The sequence below is a fragment of the Vitreoscilla massiliensis genome (genome assembly GCF_001457815.1).
Taxonomy (GTDB): domain Bacteria; phylum Pseudomonadota; class Gammaproteobacteria; order Burkholderiales; family Neisseriaceae; genus Vitreoscilla; species Vitreoscilla massiliensis.
The window spans coordinates 532,216-551,824 of the sequence record NZ_LN898220.1 but is presented as its reverse complement, the minus strand read 5'-3'; the positions used below and the strand labels follow the sequence as shown (position 1 = coordinate 551,824).

The window sequence follows — 19,609 nt, the reverse complement described above, 5'->3', positions numbered from 1 at the left end:
CTCGCAACAGATTAAGTACAAGTGGCCTGTAAACATCATTGCATCCACAAATATCTACACAGCACACAACCCAAATCCAATGACACGCAGCAACTCATACGCTCATACACGTTTGCTGTAACAACATAAATACATCACCAATACTTGAAAGCGTCCTGTAAACAGAGTTACAGGCCGCTTTCAATTCATCAATGCGCTTACCTTCAAGAACTCAAACTCAACCACTCAGATGCTCATGTATGTTGGCTGTAGCAATATCGGTTCTGTGAAATACTTGAAGCCATTCATGCGGTCTGTAAGCAGTGTTACAGGCCGCTTTAATGCAATTCCGTGACAATGGCTTGATAACAAAATCACCAAGGTGTTTATTCAAATTTCTGAGACAACTGCGGCAGCAAGTCTTCCAATTCACCTTCTTCCCATGTCTGACCTGTGGGTTCGCTCGGGAAAGCCACATTGATGGTGGCCGGCATGTTGTCGGAGCCAGTTTTGTCTTGATAGACATTGATGGCGACTGACCAAATGTCTTGGCTTTCTAATTCGTATAAGTCGTCTTCATCTTCCACCATCTCGGCCAAGATGTCAGGATTGGCCAAGACATCCACATACACTTGTTCACCTTGGCCGATGAGCCAGGCGCGAAAATCCATAAAGCCATCGTCGGAACAGCCGCCGTGGATGATGTAGGCTGCTGCCCACAGTTTCCAATCGTAGGCTTGATGAAAATAGTGGGTGAAATGGTTTTCAAAATCAATGATGTCGGCCACATCCAATGCCGACAGCAGGGGGCTTAAGGCTTCGGCATGGGTTTGGTTGTGAGTTTGGGCATATTGGCGGCTTTGGTCTATGAGCTGCCAAAAGGTGGTGGTTTGCATCCTGTTCTCTTTCTGTCGGTGAATAGGGTGAGCACGCTGATGTTTGATGTTTGATTTTAACGCAGATACATCACGATTATGTGATGGTTGATGAAAAAGCGGCCTGTAAACACTTACAGGCCGCTTGTTATTACTGATGGCTTAGAACCGGTATTTCACACCGACACTGCCACCGACTTCTTTGTAGTCATTGCTACCGCCGAGGTAATTGGCTTCGGCTTTGACGCTGAGATTGCGGGTAATGTCGCCTTGGATGCCGAGTTTCAATTCACCGGCGCCGCCTTTGTGTTCCAAATCGGAGGCGACATCGTTCATGTACACGCGGTAATCCTTGTTATTGTGCACCCAATTGGCTTCGACATACGGGGTAATGGCGGTTTGCTCTGAGGTTTGGATGTGGGCAGAGGCACGCAAGCCAACTTTGGTTTGCAAACCTGAACCATCATCGAAACGCACTTTGGTGCCATTGGCTTCGGTAAAGTCATCGGCCTGTACGTTTTGGTACATCAGCTGTGCGTGCGGTTGCAACACATAGCGCACATTGTTTTTCTCAGCGATTTTCCAGTTGTAACCCAGTTCTACCGCCGCGGTGATGCCTTTGGAATCGTATTTGACCTTAGGCAAACCATCGCCATTGACCTCGTTGTCAAAATCGTTCCACAAAATCCAGCTGTCTGCGTACAGGCCGGATTCTTCATTGGCGTTTTGCTGGTAAGAGCCGTAAACGCCTATGCCATAACCATCGGTTTCATGGCGGCTGTTGTGACCAGACAAGTTGTTATGAGTTGAACCTTTGGCACGACCATAGCCGCCCATCAGTCCAACGGTGACTTTGTTTTGTTCATTGGTCGAATGCACCACCATGTCGGCACCAATCATGACGGTGTTCTTGTCCATGTCACTGTCGAGCTGGCCGCTGCCATCTTTGAAATCGGCCTTGGAACCAACATAGTTAATCCAAGCGCTGCCACGTTCTGGGCTGCCATCCAAACCACCGCCTTCGGTTTCATATTCGCTGGCGGCATAACCATTCAAACGGTCTTGCAAACCCAGCTTGAACATATTGTTGGCCGCGTAAGCTGTGCTGTTGTAGGAGGCGGCTTCGGGGCGGATGATTTTAGGTGAGGATGCTGCTAAAACGGCATTGGTAACCGGAGCAATATCAGTGAGTGTGCTACTTGAAGACTCATTATTATCTAAAGCCGTATTTGTGAATGTATCAGCACTGGATTTGGCTGTTGTGGCTGTGGTTGGTTTACGATTGTTCAAATACCAATCTTTAGCTGAAGAGCCATAAGCAGCATTGCCTCGGGTTAAATAATAATCGTAAGTTCCCGCAACAATACGGCCACTTTGTACAAAATTAGCATTGGATGAACCTTTAACATTAATGAGTAAGATGCCATTTGATTTGCTGTAATCGACACCCACATTGCCTAAGTTGCTCACATACACAGTAGATGTGCCGCTGCTATTGCCATTGATGACCATGGTGTCTTTATTGACGGTCGGAGATTCGTAAATGTCGCTGGGATTTTTTTTGGTCTGGGAGAAAGCCATATAGAGTTTACTGCCATTGCCACCTGCATAATTTCCTTTGACCAATAAGCTGTTACCTACTATACCTTTGCTATTGTAGACCCTAACATTACCATTATTGAGTAAATCACCATTGATGGTGAAATATTGACGACTGGTATTGCTATTCACTGTACTACCTACCTGTAGTGTACCTCCTGAGTCAATAATGGTTTTGCCAACGACTCCTGTACTTCCTGTGTTACTGCCATTTCCAGCTAAAGTGGCACCCGTTTTAACTGTAGTCAATTTGGTATTGCTCATATTACCACCCATGACTTGAAAAACACCACCAACCACCACCAAGTCACCCAAGAAACCGCTGTTGTTACCATTAAAAGACAGGGTATTGCTGCCTTGCTTGATTAGTCGGCTCTTATTGGAACCATACACACTGGATGAAAAATAATTGCGATCATTGGGTGTGGTGTGTTTACCAGTAATAAATAAGGTTTTATCGCCTAAAAATACTTTGCTGTTATACACCCCTCCATCACTGCCATTTTCACCATAATCATAACCTGTCGAGGTGGTATTGCCTTGAAGGCTACGCAGCTCATCCACGACAAACGAAGTGCCACTGATTTGGTTAAAATACACATTACCGTATTTGGTTAAAATATGTAGAGGGCTAATTGCTTTGGTCGTGCCGATAAAGCGTATTGTGCCTCCTGCACGAATGTACACATCACTTTTACCATTGGTGGTACCCGAAATAATGGCATTATTGAAATTTATATTGCCATTAGAACTGACATAATAGCCATAAGGTTTAGATAAGCCTGTGCTTCTTATATTGGTAATGCTGTTACCAGTAATATTGGTAGTGGCTTTTGTGCCTAATGTGGCAGCACTCATCCACCCAGCAGAGGTAGCATTACTGGTATTACTAACATTCATGACCGTGGTGCCTTTTACAGTAGCAATCCGGCTAGGGCAGGGAGTGGAGCTTGCACATTCATAATAAGTATATTGATCGTAGCCAACAGTACGACCATTGCCACCAACCACATTGAAAGTCACATTATTCAAGCCAACGGTATTTTTGTCATTGTCATCTATACCTATGGCCCCTTTGGAGCCTTTGACATTGATCTTAGCATTGTTAAGATTGACCACATTACTGGTGGCTGCAGAGGAGCCGTCCAAATACACACCTACCGGATAATTGGAATTACTGGCCACTGCGCCTTTAGTCATGTCTACGCTTACCGTACCATTGCTATAAATTAGCCGACTTTTATTTTGAACACGAATACCTTGCATAGAATAGTCATCAAATATGGGAACCACATTGCGCCCGTTATAAGTGCTGATGAGGTTGGTAGGGTTGCTTGCGCCGTTGTCTATTCTTAAACCGATACTTGCCGCATGAGCTGGTAGTGCTAACATGGCCAAGCCCAATGCGGTTAAGCTGCCGATGATGGTGGATTTTTTGCCGCGCGATGGGAAAATTTCCGAGACGCTTACCCAAGTTTGCAGCGCGTCATTCCAAACCAGTTTGTAGATTTTATTCATGATGATCAGCCTCAGTGGTGGTGATTAAGCAATCTGTGCATGCGGTGGATGCCACATAAAAACCAAATGCAGGGGTGTCATATTTGCCTTTGTTTACCATGTTTAGAGTAAAGTGTTTTTATTAAACATGGTAAAACGCAATTTGACAATATGTTGCAACAACTTGTTTTTAATGAAGTAAAAATCGTGCTTGTTGGCGAACCCGCATGCTAGGGGCAAAAGCCGAATCAACACAAAGCTGGATGAAGAGAGTATTAAAAAAGCGTCCTGTAAGTTTTACAGGACGCTTTTTTAATTAAATTGGGCTTGCGGATGCAATTGCCAATAAATGTGCACCAATTGTGCCACATGTTCGCAGCCGAGTTTGTGCATCAGCTTGGCGCGGTGCACTTCTATGGTGCGTTGGGACACGCACAATTGCGCTGCCATGTCTTTATTGGTCATGCCTTGTACCAGTAAAGCCATTAAGTGTTGTTCTTTTGGACTCAAGCTGTGTTCACATTGTCGCCATAGATGCAGTTGTTGCAGTTTCAGCGCTTGCTGCCCCGCGTTGGCTATGGCTTGTTGCAAAGGCTCGGCCTGTATTGGCTTTAACAAAAAATCCACCGCGCCTTGTTTGAGCAAACGCACGGCGGTGGCGACATCGCCATGGCCGGTCAAAACAATGGTGGCGATGCAGCTGTGTTGCGCTTGCAAGGCTTGCAACACTTGTTCTCCATCCAGCAGAGGCATGCGCAAATCCAATAAGGCCACCGCGGCCTGATGCAGTGGCGCTTGTTGTAAAAAGGCCGCGCCATGCTCCCAACTGTGATGGGGATGACCTAAGGCATCCATGAGAAAGCCGCAGGCGCTGCGCACACTGGTATCGTCGTCGATGATGTGAATGTGATAAGGGATGTTCATGTGGCTGGCCATTCTAAGGTCACCACCGCGCCGCCATCGGCGTGGTTGGACAAAGTCAAATTCATGTTCATGCTGCGCGCCAAGCGGGCACACACCACCAAGCCTATGCCCAAGCCATCGCTGCGGCTGGTGCGAAACGGCACAAAGGGAAACGCCAATTGCGCGTCTGTAAAGCCGGGGCCGTTATCGTGTAAGACTAAGCGGCCTGTAAGGCCTTGCATGTGGATGTGGCTGGCGCCGGCTTGTTGGCTGTTTAAGATGGCGTTGACCAAGATTTGTTGCAGCTGTATGGCGTCAGCCAGCACGGTGAGGGCGCTGTCACAGCTGATGTGCAAGGCTAAATCTGGATGTTGCCAAGCGATGAATTGCCGCACCTCAGCCAAGATGGCTGCAACAGATAAGGATGTGTGCGGCTGTGATGGCGGCATTTTTGCCCATGCACGGATGTTGTGGATGATGCTGCGGCTGTGCTCGACTTGCTGGCTGATGTGTTGCAAGGCGGTGGGCAAATCATCGGCCTGTAAACGCCCTGCTTGCTGTTTCAAGCGCACGCCGTCGGCATAGTATTGGATGGCGGTCAGCGGTTGGTTCAATTCATGCCCTATGCCCGACATCATTTCTCCCAAGGTGTGAATGCGGTCTGAGTGGTACATCATTTTCTCGGTTTGTAACAGCTTGTGATACATCTGCTGCAATTGGTGCTGGCGGCGTTTGGCCAAATAAATCGCCACGCCGTGGTTGCCCAATAACAAGAGCAATACCACGACAAACGTCATGCTCCAATAGCGGTATTTTTGCCCGTAAAACCACAGGCTTTGCCACAGATTTTGTTGGTAGGGATGATGGCCGGTTTGCAGCAACACTTGTTCGATGGCGTGGGTCGATTGTGGGCTTTGCCATTGCGGCAAATCAGCCGGCGTGTCGGCGGACAACACGGCGCGGGCGACGGCATTGCTCAGAGCGGTAGGCGTGTCTGGCATCGCCGCCAGCAACCAATTGGAGGCAAATTCAACATGGCCTTGGCAATGGCTGCTGTGTATCGCTGGGCTTAATAGGCGAAATTGGCGGCGGTCTATATGGCCGGTTTGCTGCAATTGTTCCATCAAACACAAAGGCGTGATGGCGGCATCGACACGGCCGGCCTGTAACCATTCTAAGGTGCGGGCAATGGGGTATTCGCTGAACTGCATGTGCAAGTCGGATTCATGCACGCCATGTGCTTGCAAAATGGGCATGGCGGCCAAGTAACCACCAAAGGTGTGCGGCGACACCGCCGCCACGCGCTTGCCATGCAAGTCTTTGAGCGTGTGCAGCGGGCTGTCTTGGCGCACCCAAATCGCGCTGCCCACTTCGGCACCATTGATGCCTTGGGCAGGGGTAGAGGCGACACTGGCCAACCAATGGGTGGGCATTTGCTTGGGCAATAACAGCAATTGCACCGGTTGGGCGATGACGAAATCCAATTTGTGGCTGTGTAAGGAATTCTTAAAATCGGCGGTATTCAGCGCCACCAAGCTGAAATCATCGTCGGGCATCTGCGCCGACAGCCAATCCACCCATGCTTGCCATTGTTCTTGGGTGGCGCTGGCGCCATTTGGCGCTTGGATGCCAATAAGCCAAGTAGCGGCCTGTACTGGGGCAAAACACAGGCTGCAGACGATAATGAAGATGTTGATGATGTGCCAAAATTTCATGGAAGATTTTCTGCTTGATTTAAGTCAAGTGTGCTGAAGGTATGTGGTTTTCCACAATAGGCGCTGGCGCCAGATGTGGGGAATATGTGCATATGAATAAGGAAACAGCCATGAAAAAAATCAACTTGGTATTGGGTGGTCTGATGCTTGCTGTGGCCGCCGCTTATGGGGGCTCGAAGGCCATCATGTCATCTCGGGCACAAGCTGTACAGCCTCAGTCCATACAAAATGCAGATGTTTTGGCCAGAGGCAAATATGTGGCACAAAGTGCCGATTGTTTTGCCTGTCACAGCGTCCCCGGTGGCCAAGCCTATGCCGGTGGTTTGGCGATGCAAACGCCGGTCGGCGCCATTTATTCCACCAACATTACCCCAGATAAAGAAACCGGTATCGGCCGCTACAGCTTGGCGCAATTTAACAATGCGGTCAAACACGGCGTGCGCGGCGATGGCGCGCCTTTGTATCCGGCCATGCCTTATCCTTCTTACACCATCATGCCCGATGCCGATATTGCCGCCATGTATGCGTATTTCATGCACGAAGTCAAACCAGTGAAGCAGGCCAACCAAGCGGCGACGATGCCAGTGTTCATGCGCATGCGTTGGCCGGTGGCGTATTGGCAAGCGCTGTTTGCACCGGCGCGTGAGTTTAAGGCCAACCCAAAATGGGACAATGCCACCAATTTGGGCGCGTATTTGGTCGAAGGCCCCGGCCATTGTGGTGCATGTCATACCCCGCGCGGCATCGCTTACCAAGAGTTGTCCTTGAGCATGGCCGATAACGACAGTTTCTTATCCGGCGCGGTGGTCGATGGTTGGCGCGCTAAGAGTTTGCGTGGCGAGGGCAATGGCTTGGGCGAATGGCGTGAGCAAGACATTGTGCAATTCTTGCAAAGCGGACGGACTGACAAAGTCATCGCCTTTGGTGCCATGGCTGATGTCATCGAGCACAGCACCCAACACATGACTGAGACTGATTTACACGCCATGGCCAAGTATTTGAAAGCCTTGCCTGCCGTTACAGGCCGGCCTGTACAGCGCGCCACCCAACCTGACATCACTACCCTAGCCTTGCTCGATGGCAGCGACATCAGTCGCGGCGCCTTGTTGTACACCGAAAACTGCGCCGTCTGTCACCGCATGGACGGTCAAGGCGTGGCGCGCATCTTCCCTGCTTTGGATGGCAACAGTGCGGTGGTGGCCAACAATGCCCAATCGGTGATTCAAGTCACTTTAGAAGGGGGGCGCATGGCGCACACGCCGCACGATGCGATGGCTCTGACCATGCCGGCATTCAAACACTTGAGCGATGACGATGTGAAAGAGCTGGTGAATTTCGTGCGCAGCGGTTGGAGCAATAAGGCGCCCAATATAGACACCGCCGACGTGACCGAAATCCGTCGCTTTCTTGAGAAAAAATCACCGAATTATCTGGGAGAACAGCCATGAAACACCCATTGTTTGCCCTAGTGCGCGGCATCTTACCCGTATGTTTGGCCTTGGCCGCCTGTTCTGAAACGCCGACTGCGGCAACACCACAGCAGTTTGCGGTGAAAGTGGCCAAAGAAGTGGTGAAAAGCGATTACCAAGTGCCGAGTGTGGCCGATGTCAAAGGACATTCGAACGAGGAATTGATACGTTATGGTGGGCGCTTATTGAATGAAACCAAGCGCTTGTTGCCGAACAATGTTGGCGCGAGCATGAATTGCAACAGTTGCCACATTGCCAATGGCAAAGAGCAAAAAGGCGCGCCGTATGTGAATGCGAATTTGACTTACCCACAAAAAATGCCGCGTGCCGGCAAGATGGTGGATTTGGCGATGCGCATCAATGGCTGTTTTCAGCGCTCGATGAATGGCAAGCCTTTAGATGTGAATTCCAAAGAGATGCAAGCGATGCTGGCGTACATGGCGTGGTTGAGTGAAGGTTTGCCCAAAAAGGCCAAAATCGATTTTGATGCCGGCGGCAAGATAGACGAGAGTTTGGTGCCCAATCCGGAACGCGGCAAATTGCTGTACGCACAGCAATGCGTCAGCTGCCATGGCGACAATGGGCAAGGAAGCAAAGACGCGCGTGGCAATGTGGTGTTTCCACCGCTGTGGGGCGAGGAATCGTTTAACATCGGCGCGGGCATGGCGCGTACTTACAAAGCCGCGGCGTTTTTGCGCGACAATATGCCGATGTCGGTGCAAAAAAACGGTGCGTGGGGACAAGGTGGCGTGTTAAGCGATCAAGATGCGGTCGACATTGCCGAATACTTTACCCATCAGCCGCGCCCCGATTTTGCTGGCAAAGTGAAAGATTGGCCTGAGGGCAATAAGCCGAAAGACGCGCGTTATTGATGTGAACCTGTGAGTGAAGTTGAGTTTGAGCCGCGTTGTTTGCGGCTCTTTTTTGCTTTTTAGAGATGACAGGCCGCATGCATCACTGCGGTGGTGGCTATCGTTTTAGAAACATTAAACAGCGGCCTGTAGACGTTTACAGGCCGCTTGTACATGGTTTGGGGGCTTCAAGCGATGCCATGCAGCAAATGGCGCTTGCTCATTATCAGTGAGGTGTTTGCTATACACGACAGGGACCATTAAAAAAGCGGCCTGTAAGCATTTACAGGCCGCTTGGATGTATAAAAGCTTATTTTTGCAATACAGCTACCGCAGGTAATTCTTTGCCTTCTAAGAATTCCAAGAAGGCGCCGCCACCAGTTGAGATGTAGCTGATTTGGTCGGTCACGCCGAATTTGGCAATTGCTGCCAAGGTGTCGCCACCGCCAGCAATTGAGAATGCATCGCTGTGGGCAATGGCTTCGGCCAAGGCTTTGCTGCCCGCTGCGAATTGGTCAAATTCAAACACACCGACTGGGCCATTCCATACTACTGTGCCCGCACCTTGGATGATGCCAGCCAATACTTGTTGTGAATCTGGGCCGATGTCCAAAATCATGTCGTCGTCGCCAACTTCGCTGATGTCTTTGATGATGGCTTGTGCATCGGTACTGAATGAAGTGGCCACCACCACATCGGTAGGCAAAGGCACTGAGCCGCCTTTGGCTTCAATGGCGGCGATGATTTTTTTGGCTTCATCGACCAAGTCGGCTTCCACCAAGGATTTGCCGACATTGTGGCCTTTGGCCATCAAGAAGGTATTGGCGATGCCGCCACCGACGATTAATTGGTCTACTTTTTGGCTCAGGCTTTCCAAAATGGTCAGTTTGGTAGAAACCTTGCTGCCGCCAACGATGGCGACTACTGGTGGTTTAGGGTGTTCGGTCGCTTGGCTTAAAGCGTCCAATTCGGCCGACAACAGCAAACCTGCACACGCTACAGGGGCAAATTGTGCCACCGCATGAGTAGAGGCTTGGGCGCGGTGCGCAGCACCAAAGGCGTCAAACACAAACACATCGCACAAAGCGGCGTAAGCTTGGCCCAATTCAGGGTCATTTTTCTTCTCGCCCACGTTCACGCGCACGTTTTGCAACATCACCACTTGGCCGGCTTTCGGAGTGGGTTTGACATCGCGCCAGTTGTCGGCGATTTCGATGTTTTGATCGAGCAATTCGCTCAAGCGTTTGGCAATTGGCAACACATTGTCTTCAGGTTTCAACACGCCTTCTTTAGGGCGACCCAAATGCACCATCAAAATCACACCGGCGCCGCGTTCTAAACAGTATTCAATGCTGGGCAAGGAAGCGCGGATGCGGGTGTCGTCGGTAATCACACCATCGTTCAATGGCACGTTCATGTCAACGCGGATGAGGACGGTTTTACCGGCTACGTCGATGTCTTTGAGGTTGGAATAGTTCATTGTTCTGATTTCTGAGACTGATAAGGTATAAAAGCTGAATTATCCTATAGAGCATTGGTTTTCGCCAAGTCCTTGTTTTAAATCCAGCCTGATAATTCCTGCGCCACCATCAAGCACAAAGCCTCAGTCCACACCACTTCGGTATTCAAACACGGGATGTAATCAAATTGCTCGCCACCGGCGGCGACAAACAATTCTTGCCCACTGATGGCAATTTCTTCCAAGGTTTCCAAGCAGTCGGCGCTGAAGCCGGGGCAAAACACCGCCAGCTTGCGCACACCTTGTTGTGGCAAGGATTGCAACAAGTCTTGCGTCGATGGGCCTATCCATTTGGCCTTGCCAAAGCGGCTTTGAAACGCCGTGATGTAATGGTCGGCCTGTAAACCCACATGTTCGGCCAAAAGTTGCGAGGTTTCCAAGCACTCGTCCAAATACGGATCGCCGGCGTCGACGTGCAATTGCGGAATGCCGTGGTAGCTGAACATGATTTTGTCGTAATGCTGTAAGTTCGGTGCTTGCGTGCGCAAATGGTGTGACATGGCGCTGATGTAGCCGCTGCGGTTGCCATAGCGGCTTAACACACGCAAAGACGGGGTATTGCGCTGATTTTGCAAATCGGCATACAGCTTGTCGAGCGCGGCGGCAGTGGCCGAGCTGGAATATTGCGGGTACAGCGGCAAGACCAACAAACGCCCCACGCCTTGTTGTTTGAAGGCTTCGATTTGGCTGGCGATGCTGGGCTGGCCATACGTCATGGCGAAATCGACGATGACTTCTTTGCCCAAGTGTTGGAAATACTCGCGTACCGCTTGGGTTTGTGCCGCCAAAATCACCGCCAACGGCGAGCCTTGTTCCGTCCACACTTTGCGGTAATTGGCGGCGCTGGCCTTGGGACGGCGCGGCAAAATCGCGCCGCGCAATATCGGTTGCCACAGCGCTTTGGGCAATTCCACCACGCGTTGGTCGGACAGAAATTCTTTTAAATACGCACGCACGTCGGCGGTATCGCACGACTGTGGCGTGCCCAAATTCATCAATAACACGCCGACTTTGTCTGTCAGGCGGCGCTGTGGTTCTTGTAGGTATATGCTCATTACTCGGCTGCTCGCTTGGCTAAAATTTGGCGGCTGCCACCCAATTCAGGGGCAGAGACGATGCCGGCGCGTTCCAATTCTTCCATCAAATTGGCCGAGCGGTTATAGCCTATGCGCAGGTGGCGTTGCAACGATGAAATTGAGGTTTTGCGGCTGTTTAAGATGAATTCCACCGCTTGGTCGAACAATTCATCGTGTTTTTCCGCGCCGCCGGCCGCGCCTTCACTGGCTTCCAAATCCAAGCCAGCTTCGCCGGACAACAAGCCTTCGATGTATTGCGCCGGCGCTTGTGCTTTGAGGAATTCCACCACTTGGTGCACGTCTTCATCGCGCACAAACGCGCCGTGCAAACGCGTCGGCTCGGCCGTGCCCGGTGGCAAGAACAACATATCGCCTTTGCCGAGCAGGTTTTCCGCACCGCCTTGGTCTAAGATGGTGCGTGAATCAATTTTGCTCGACACCTGAAACGCAATGCGGGTAGGGATATTGGCCTTAATCAAACCGGTAATCACATCGACAGACGGACGCTGTGTGGCCAAAATCAAATGGATGCCAGCGGCGCGGGCTTTTTGTGCCAAGCGCGCGATTTGCTGTTCGACTTTTTTGCCTTCTACCATCATCAAGTCGGCCAATTCATCAATGATGACCACGATGTGTGGCAGTTTTTCCAAGGCTTCAGGCTCGTCCGGTGTGAGGCTGAACGGGTTGAATATCGGCTTATCGCTGTCACGAGCGGCCTGTATTTTGTCGTTATAACCGGCCAATTGGCGCACGCCGACATGGGCGAGCAAGCGGTAACGGCGCTCCATCTCGGCCACGCACCAATTGAGTGCATTGCCAGCTTGTTTCATGTCGGTCACCACCGGTGCCAACAGATGTGGAATGCCTTCATACACCGACAATTCCAGCATTTTCGGGTCGACCATAATCAGGCGCACTTCTTCGGCGGTGGCTTTGTACAGCATGGACAAAATCATGGTATTGATTGCCACCGATTTGCCCGAGCCAGTGGTACCGGCCACCAATACGTGCGGCATTTTGCCCAAATCGGCCACCACCGGCACACCGGCAATGTCTTTGCCCATGGCGAGCGTCAGTTTGGATTTGGCAGATTCAAACACATTGGCCTGTAACAATTCGCGGAAGGCCACGTCTTGGCGCTGGTCATTCGGCAACTCTATGCCCATGGTGTTTTTACCGGCGATGGTTTCGACCACACGCACGCTTTGCAAAGACAAGGCACGCGCCAAGTCTTTGGCCAAATTGACAATTTGGCTGCCTTTGACACCGGTGGCCGGCTCGATTTCATAACGGGTAATCACTGGGCCAGTAGTGGCGCTGACCACTTGTACGGTCACGCCAAATTCGGCCAGCTTGGTTTCAATCAATTGCGCGGTTTCTTGCAATTGCTCTGGCTTCATGGTTGAAACCTGTGCAGTAGCGGCCTGTAACAATTCTAGGTGCGGCAAATCGGTGCGCACGGGCTGATTGTTGGCGGTTTTGGGCGCAGTTTCATCGTCAAACAACGACGTTTGCACCGGAATCGCCGGCTTACTCGGTGGCGCGACAGTGGGCGCGTGCTCCACTGCTGTTGCTGCGCTGGCGGCGTTGGCAGATGGTGTGGCGATTTTGCGGTTGCTGCTGGCGCCTGTGGGCGTGTCCACTGGCGTGGCGGTAATGTCTTCTACCGTGGCCATGGTTTGGCGGAATTTGCGTGGTTTGGGCAATTCACGCATCAATTGGCTCGGGCGCTTAATCAGGTGAAACCACAACCACTGCGCGCGGTTGCCGACTTTTTCCACCAATTCCAACCACGTCATTTGCAACATCATCGACAAGCCCATCAACATCAACAACATGCTGATGATGACGCCGCTGGAGCGGCCAACGCCGTATTCCAATAAGGGTACGATGGTTTGTCCCCACAAGCCGCCGGCGCCCAAGGGCAAAGCGTCTTGCAAATAATCGTGGCCTAACCAGTTTTCCAATAAGCCACTGCCGGCAATCATGATGACCGTGCCCAAAGCACCCATGCCCAAGCGGTGATTGGTGTCGATTTTTTTGGCGATTAGCAAGGGCTGAAAGGCACGAAACAGCAAAATCGCCGCTTCAATGACCACCCACCACACCGACAAGCCGCACAAATAATAGGCAATGTCGGCCACATACGCGCCGACCATGCCGGCCATATTATTGGCGTGGGCGCCATCGGTGCTGCGGGTGAAAGCGGGGTCGTTCATGTCGAAACTGATCAAGGCGGCAGCAAAAAAACCGGTGACGATGAGCATCACCAACCAAATGGTGTCGTTGAAGGCGCTGAAAACACGAAAGCCGATGTCCGGCTGTTTCGACAGTTTGGAATTGCTGACCACGCCCCGTTTTGGAGGGGTCAGTGTGGGTTTGCGGTTGTCTTTTTTCTTCATACACTTACATCATTAGGGTAATCAAGCTTGGTAAATGGCACCCAACACGCGCGGCCCTTTGGCGCCAGTGGCGGCGGGGGCGTTGCTAGGCAGTCCAAGCAAGCGTTGCGCTGCCAACCATGCAAAAGCGGCAGCTTCGACCCATTGTGGGTCTAGGTTGAGGGCGGTGGTGCTGTGCCATGTGCTGCGTGGCAATAATGCAGGTAAACGCTCTAATAGCAAGGGATTGTACACACCGCCGCCGCACACATACACAGCTTTCGGCGCAAATACAGCAATTTCTGTGCTTAAACTCACTGCCGTTAATTCCAACAAGGTGCGCAGCACATCTTGCGGTGCTTCGATGCCGCTTAAATAAGTATTTAACCAGCTCAAAGAGAACAAATCACGGCCGGTGGATTTGGGCGCGGACATGCGAAAATACGGGTGGTTCAGCAGCGCTTGCAGCAAATCAGGCAACACCTGTCCTTGCTGGGCGATGCGGCTGTCGGCATCGTAAGGCTGACCAAAATGGGTCTGCATCCACGCGTCCATCAACATATTGCCAGGGCCGGTATCAAAGCCCAAAATCGCCTCATGCGGGCGCAACACGCTGATGTTGGAGATGCCACCGATATTGGCCAATACCCGCGTTTCTTCCGGATGGGCAAACAAGGCAGCGTGAAACGCTGGCACCAATGGTGCGCCTTGACCACCTGCGGCCAAATCGCGGCTGCGAAAATCGCCAACCACATCAATACCGGTTAATTCGGCCAGTAAAGACCAATCGGCCAATTGCAAGCTGTAACCCAATTCGGGCGCATGGCGTATGGTTTGACCATGGCAGCCTATGGCGGCAATGTCAGCGGCCTGTAAGCCTTGTGCTGCCAACAATTGCAACACGGTTTGCGCATACAAGCGGCTCAAACGCTGTGCCAATAAAGCCGCTTGGTGCAATTCGTCATGCCCATGTTGTTGCAAGGCCAAGACTGCGGTTTTGATGTCTTCGGGATAGGGCAGGTAGCTGTGTGCCAATGCGCCTTGCCATTGGGCGCCTTGCATGTCGATTAACACCGCATCGACACCATCTAAGCTGGTGCCCGACATCAAACCGATATAATAAGTCATGGATTCTTCTTCTTTTAATCAATAAAAAACGCGCCAATATTGAGGCGCGTTTATCATACTACAACTTGAGTCTATTGGGCGGCTGAGGCAGCACTGGCCGTGGCTGGCGCACTGGCAGCTTGCGCATCAGAAGCCGCTACGATTGGTGGCTCAGTGAATTTACCACCCGAATGGTTGGCCATGTAAGCAATGGCGCGTTCCAATTCATCATCGGTCAAATCAGGATTGCCGCCACGTTTGGGCATGGCATTGAAACCATTGATGGCCGAGTGCAATAAGGCTGGCATGCCTTTGGCGATGCGTGGTGCCCAATCGCTAGGATGGTTGACTTTAGGTGAATTGGCCACCACCGCGTTTTCCGCATGGCATTGAATACACACTTTGTTAAACACCGCTTCGCCAGTGCGCTGACCTGCAGGAACACCATCTCCCATGGTGACCACACCTTGTGGCTTAATGCGCGTCTCCACCGCATGTCCTGTCATTTCCTCCACATCGGCAAAATAGCCAGAGGTCGCCAAACGCACCAGCAAAAACACAAATGCAACTACAATAACGATGGCCCCGAGTAAGGTGGTTACGACAGAACCAGTATTCTGGTTTTTTTGATTGTTCATTCTTCAGCCTTGTCCGCAATGTAAGGTTGGTACAACTCATGAGTCTTGGCGGCATTATACTGAATCGATATGGCCATTCCTATGCGGAAACTTGGTGTTAAATCAAAGGAAATCCGCTTTTGCCGCATTGCTTGGCCAAGGTTTGATTTAACGCAAACAATTGCCGCAAACGCAGACAGTGCGCGGAAATTTTTGCCAAATTAAAGCTTTTCAGGTAACCTTAGCCTCCTTTAACGCACCCGTAGCTCAGTTGGAAGAGTGTCAGTTTCCGAAGCTGGAGGTCACAGGTTCGATCCCTGTCGGGTGCGCCATTCTTTCTGTTCCTGCATCAAGATTGCCTATGTTCAAAAAAGCATGCATTTCTGTCGCAGCACTGGCTGCCGTTGCCATCGGATTACATTGGCACAGCAAAGCCGAAAATCCCCCTCTAACACTCAGCCACACCCCGCAGCCCTTAAGCAAGCGGCCTGTAAACGCCAATACCGCAACCATCCCCAGCTTAAGCCCACAAACCTTGCAACAATGGGGTTTTAAAGTATTGACATGGCAACAAGATGCCGACGGTTTGAGCATTGCCATCCAGCCCAAACACGCGCCAGCCAATGCCGAGCTGTATCTGCAATACATGGATTTAGCACCGCAAGCCTGCGCCGATGAAGTCGATTTGGGCGACGGCCGCATCGAAGCCATCAGCGCCACCATCTCGGTCTACCGCCAACAAGACCCACAGTCCAAAGTCAGCCCCAGCGTGATGGTGCACAACGGCCAACGCGCGTGTTGGTTGATAGAGGGCAACAGTGGCTTGGAGGCCAAACAAGACTTGGCCAGCAAACTCGCCTTGGCCAAAAAACTGCCTTTATAAGTGTGGTCTGTGCCTGCGTGTTGTGACTAGAAATCATGGGCTAGAAATCAAAGCCATTTTGTTTGATGCGGCCTGTAAGCTGTATCTAACCTTGTTTGTCGCTGTGTATGGATACTTATATTTATTTATTGCAGGTGGTGTGAAAGAAGTTATCAATAAAAACAGAAAGCGTTACTGTCCATCACAAGCGGCCTGTAAATCACGATAAGTCATTTACAGGCCGCTTTTTATAATGTTACGAGTTGCTTGCTTTTAATCCTCTAATTTACTTCGAGCAAGCGTTTGGCCGTGGGGCGCGCTGTGGTTTTGCGCCATTGCAGCGTGTCCAAGCCCTTGAGCAAAATGTGCTGTTTTTGCGCCGCATCGGCTTGTGGGTGTTCGCGCAAGCGGTGCAGGCCGCGGGTTTCCAAACGCTGGCTGGCGGCGGTGAGCATCATGCGCGCATCCAATAACATCGCCGCCGCTTCGCGTGCCAACAGTGCGTCTGGCAAGTTTTGTGGCGTTAATTGCTGTTGCTGCTCTTGCCACAAAGCGTTTAAGGTCGATAGCGACTGCTGTACTTGATTCAGACTGCGAAACACCGTGTTTTCTATGGGCAAGATGTGTGTTTGTACCGTTTGCAATACCTCTGCGCCGTGAAAACGCTTGCTGGCCTTGTGTGGCCGCAAACCGACGCCGCCCAAGCCATGCAGTGCTTGTTGCGGGTTGACTGGCCGCTCCAATGCCCATGCTGCCGCGTGTTTGCCGGCGATTTTGGCCGAGACCAAGCACCACGCAATCGCAGGGCCGGCGCCGCTCATCGCCGCACCAGTCATTTTTGAGCGCTCGGTGACATCGCCCACTGCAAACAAGCCGTTGACGCCGGTATTGCCTTCGTCGTCGATGACGATGCCGCCGACCGAACGGATTAGGCCTTCATAACGCAGCTCAATCGGGAATTTTTCGGTAAACGGGTCTATGCCCACGCGCTGGAAATGCTCATAAATGCTGGGCACGCCTTGAGCAAATACCTTTAAGCTGGCATTGCCACGGTTCATAGACGCATACGCGCCGCCAGTTTCCAATATCGCTTTGCCGACCAAATGCACCGATTCCCAGCCATTGCTGCGGATTTCTTGGCCGTTGCCATCGTAAAACGTGGCACTGCTGAGCCAAAAGCCTTTGGTGGTGTGGCTGCCTTGCGGTGAAATGCCGTAATGGCCGCTGAATTCCATGCCCGAAAACGTGGCGCCCGCCTCGGCGGCGAGCAAATGGCCGTCGCCGGTGGTGTTGTGGGTGCCCATGGCGCCGGAGCGAAACGCATTGCCGCCGGTGGCCAAGATGGTGGCGCCGGCCAAGACTGTCCATGTGTGGTGCAATTGCGTATTGATGCCATTGGCGCCAACGATGTCGCCGTGCTCGTTTTGTAACAATTCCAACGCGGGGCTGTGATCGAGGATGCTCACGCCTGAGCTCAGAAGCAATTGGCGGAAAAAACCCAAGGCATTGGCGCCATCAAACGCGAGCAAATTCGAGCGCACGCCATTGATGTCGGGACGTTCGACCTCGGATTCAAAGCCCAAAGCCTGCAATTGCAAGGCGATTTGGTAGCTTTCGCCAAACACATAGCGCACAAAATCCAAGTCGTCCATGTCTTCGGCCGCTGCGTGGCGCGAGTGGATGAGTTTTTCATTGTAGTCATCGGCGCCGGGGATGAGGTAGGCGGCGCTGCCGCTGGCCTGTGCCACCACGCCGGCTTGGCCAACGATGCCTTTTTCACACACCACCACGCGCTTGGCGCCGTTTTGCTTGGCCACCAAGGCGGCCCAGCAGCCGGCAATGCTGCCACCTATCACCAATACATCGGCCTGTAACACCGCATCGCTTGCTTGTTTGTGCACCGCTGGGTTTTCAAATGAACGCCACATGAGTTTCTGCCTTGAAGTTTTCTTATATTGTAAAGAGCATAAATTGGCGATTACAAAGAATCATTTTGCATATTGATATAATCTAAATATCTTTTTAATTGCATAAAAAACATCTTAAGATGAAAAAGTTATTAAATCAGGGGCAGTGACATGGTGGGTTTGCAACAGACAGGCCGCAAATGGCAAATATGGTTGGGAGTAATGGCAGCAATGGTGTTGAGCGCATGCCAACCCAGCGCCGCCGGCAAAACGGCAAACACGGCGGCGCCAACTGGCGAGGCCAAGCAAGTATTGCGCATAGGCTATATCGGCCCAAGCGAAACCGCCGGCGGCGCTGTTGGTTGGGCCTTGCACCAAGGCACGCTGCAAACGGCGGTACAACCGTTGGGTTTTGCCGAGGTGAAGGAATATGTGTTTCCCAACGGCCCCGATTTGAATGAGGCCTTGCTCAGCAACAAACTCGATGTCGGTATTTTTGGCGATACACCGGCCTTAACAGGCGAAGCCAATCGCGGCGGCAGCACCCTCATCGGCTTTAACAGCGTGGCCAATGAGGCGTGGTTGATGGGGCGGCCTGAAATCAAACAATTGGCGGATTTGCACGGTAAAAACATCGGCGTACCGAATGGCTCGTACATGCACCGCTATGTCAGCGGCTTAATCGAGCAAGGCTTGCTTAAAGATGTGAAGCTGAAATTCCTGTTGCCACGCGATGCGCAAGCGGCTTTGAGCAATGGCGATATCGCCGCTTTTGCTGCGCCGATACAATTGGGACCGCAATTGCAAAGCCTGAATTTCAATACCGTTGATTTGGCCAGCAAGCACGGTTTGCAGGGCAATAGCGTCATCGTGGCACGCAATGCGTTTTTAAGCGAACATCCGCAGTTTTTCAAGGTGTTTGACCAAGTTCGCAGCGCCGCGGCCAAGGATTTGCGCCAACAGCCCGACGCTTATTACGCGTATTATTTAAAGCACACGCAATACAAAGAGCCGATTATCCGCGCCTCGTTTCCGATGGAAAGCTTTAATGCCGAAACCTTTCCGGCGCAAGGCTTGAAGCTGTTGGAAGGCACCAAGCAATTTTTACTCAGCCAAAAAATCATCAGCAAAGACTTTGCGATACAAGATTGGCAAATCAAAAGTGAGTAGTTTGAATCGATGAAAAAAGCGGCCTGTAAACGTTTACAGGCCGCTTTTTTGTGCATAAAACCACTGTGTATGGCGTGCAATA

Annotated in this window: 14 protein-coding genes and 1 tRNA gene; 5 read left to right on the top strand and 10 right to left on the bottom strand. The window is 51.5% G+C overall.

The genetic code is table 11. From position 1 onward, the window contains the following. Window positions 1-365: 365 nt before the first annotated feature. From BN3003_RS11425 to BN3003_RS11410, 4 genes are all read right to left on the bottom strand, one after another. The gene (locus BN3003_RS11425; RefSeq protein WP_058356780.1) at window positions 366-875 is read right to left on the bottom strand and encodes a DUF4240 domain-containing protein; all 510 of its coding nucleotides are present in this window, start codon (window positions 873-875) and stop codon (window positions 366-368) included. Between the two features lie 141 nt (window positions 876-1,016). Continuing rightward, on the bottom strand, window positions 1,017-3,971 hold the full coding sequence (locus tag BN3003_RS11420) for an autotransporter outer membrane beta-barrel domain-containing protein (protein WP_058356779.1): 2,955 nt from the start codon (window positions 3,969-3,971) through the stop codon (window positions 1,017-1,019). A gap of 291 nt (window positions 3,972-4,262) precedes the next feature. Further along, on the bottom strand, window positions 4,263-4,874 hold the full coding sequence (locus BN3003_RS11415; protein WP_159061436.1) for a response regulator: 612 nt from the start codon (window positions 4,872-4,874) through the stop codon (window positions 4,263-4,265). Then, window positions 4,871-6,568, bottom strand: a complete 1,698-nt coding sequence (locus BN3003_RS11410) for a sensor histidine kinase (RefSeq protein WP_058356777.1) — start codon at window positions 6,566-6,568, stop codon at window positions 4,871-4,873. The genes BN3003_RS11415 and BN3003_RS11410 overlap by 4 nt, the downstream gene beginning before the upstream one ends. A gap of 110 nt (window positions 6,569-6,678) precedes the next feature. Between BN3003_RS11410 and BN3003_RS11405 the strand changes: the two genes are divergently transcribed. After that, complete coding sequence (locus BN3003_RS11405; RefSeq protein WP_058356776.1) at window positions 6,679-8,016, top strand: cytochrome c; 1,338 nt, start codon at window positions 6,679-6,681, stop codon at window positions 8,014-8,016. Beyond that, window positions 8,013-8,909, top strand: a complete 897-nt coding sequence (locus BN3003_RS11400) for a c-type cytochrome (RefSeq protein ID WP_058356775.1) — start codon at window positions 8,013-8,015, stop codon at window positions 8,907-8,909. The genes BN3003_RS11405 and BN3003_RS11400 overlap by 4 nt, the downstream gene beginning before the upstream one ends. Window positions 8,910-9,198: 289 nt before the next feature. Here BN3003_RS11400 and BN3003_RS11395 read toward each other — a convergent pair whose 3' ends face one another. From BN3003_RS11395 to BN3003_RS11375, 5 genes are all read right to left on the bottom strand, one after another. Next, window positions 9,199-10,368 (bottom strand): phosphoglycerate kinase, encoded by a 1,170-nt coding sequence (locus BN3003_RS11395; RefSeq protein WP_058356774.1) that lies wholly within the window; start codon window positions 10,366-10,368, stop codon window positions 9,199-9,201. Window positions 10,369-10,445: 77 nt separating this feature from the next. Next, the gene (gene hemH, locus BN3003_RS11390; protein ID WP_058356773.1) at window positions 10,446-11,462 is read right to left on the bottom strand and encodes a ferrochelatase; all 1,017 of its coding nucleotides are present in this window, start codon (window positions 11,460-11,462) and stop codon (window positions 10,446-10,448) included. Further along, a complete protein-coding gene (locus BN3003_RS11385; RefSeq protein WP_058356772.1) occupies window positions 11,462-13,885 on the bottom strand; it encodes a DNA translocase FtsK in 2,424 nt (807 codons plus the stop codon). Before BN3003_RS11385 ends, hemH begins: the two co-directional genes overlap by 1 nt. A 21-nt stretch (window positions 13,886-13,906) precedes the next feature. After that, entirely contained in the window at window positions 13,907-14,992 is a 1,086-nt protein-coding gene (locus BN3003_RS11380; RefSeq protein WP_058356771.1) for an anhydro-N-acetylmuramic acid kinase, read from the bottom strand. A gap of 71 nt (window positions 14,993-15,063) precedes the next feature. Then, window positions 15,064-15,609 (bottom strand): c-type cytochrome, encoded by a 546-nt coding sequence (locus tag BN3003_RS11375; protein ID WP_058356770.1) that lies wholly within the window; start codon window positions 15,607-15,609, stop codon window positions 15,064-15,066. A 235-nt stretch (window positions 15,610-15,844) separates the two neighbouring features. Between BN3003_RS11375 and BN3003_RS11370 the strand changes: the two genes are divergently transcribed. Both BN3003_RS11370 and BN3003_RS11365 read left to right on the top strand, forming a co-directional pair. After that, a tRNA-Arg gene (locus BN3003_RS11370) sits at window positions 15,845-15,920 on the top strand. Between the two features lie 29 nt (window positions 15,921-15,949). Further along, the gene (locus BN3003_RS11365) at window positions 15,950-16,471 is read left to right on the top strand and encodes a hypothetical protein (RefSeq protein WP_058356769.1); all 522 of its coding nucleotides are present in this window, start codon (window positions 15,950-15,952) and stop codon (window positions 16,469-16,471) included. Window positions 16,472-16,731: 260 nt separating this feature from the next. Here BN3003_RS11365 and BN3003_RS11360 read toward each other — a convergent pair whose 3' ends face one another. Then, window positions 16,732-18,378: an FAD-binding protein gene (locus tag BN3003_RS11360; RefSeq protein WP_058356768.1), complete on the bottom strand. Its 1,647-nt coding sequence runs from the start codon at window positions 18,376-18,378 to the stop codon at window positions 16,732-16,734. 150 nt (window positions 18,379-18,528) lie between these two features. On the opposite strand from BN3003_RS11360, the gene BN3003_RS11355 reads away from it, so the two are divergent. Then, window positions 18,529-19,527 (top strand): ABC transporter substrate-binding protein, encoded by a 999-nt coding sequence (locus tag BN3003_RS11355; RefSeq protein ID WP_058356767.1) that lies wholly within the window; start codon window positions 18,529-18,531, stop codon window positions 19,525-19,527. Window positions 19,528-19,609 lie beyond the last annotated feature (82 nt).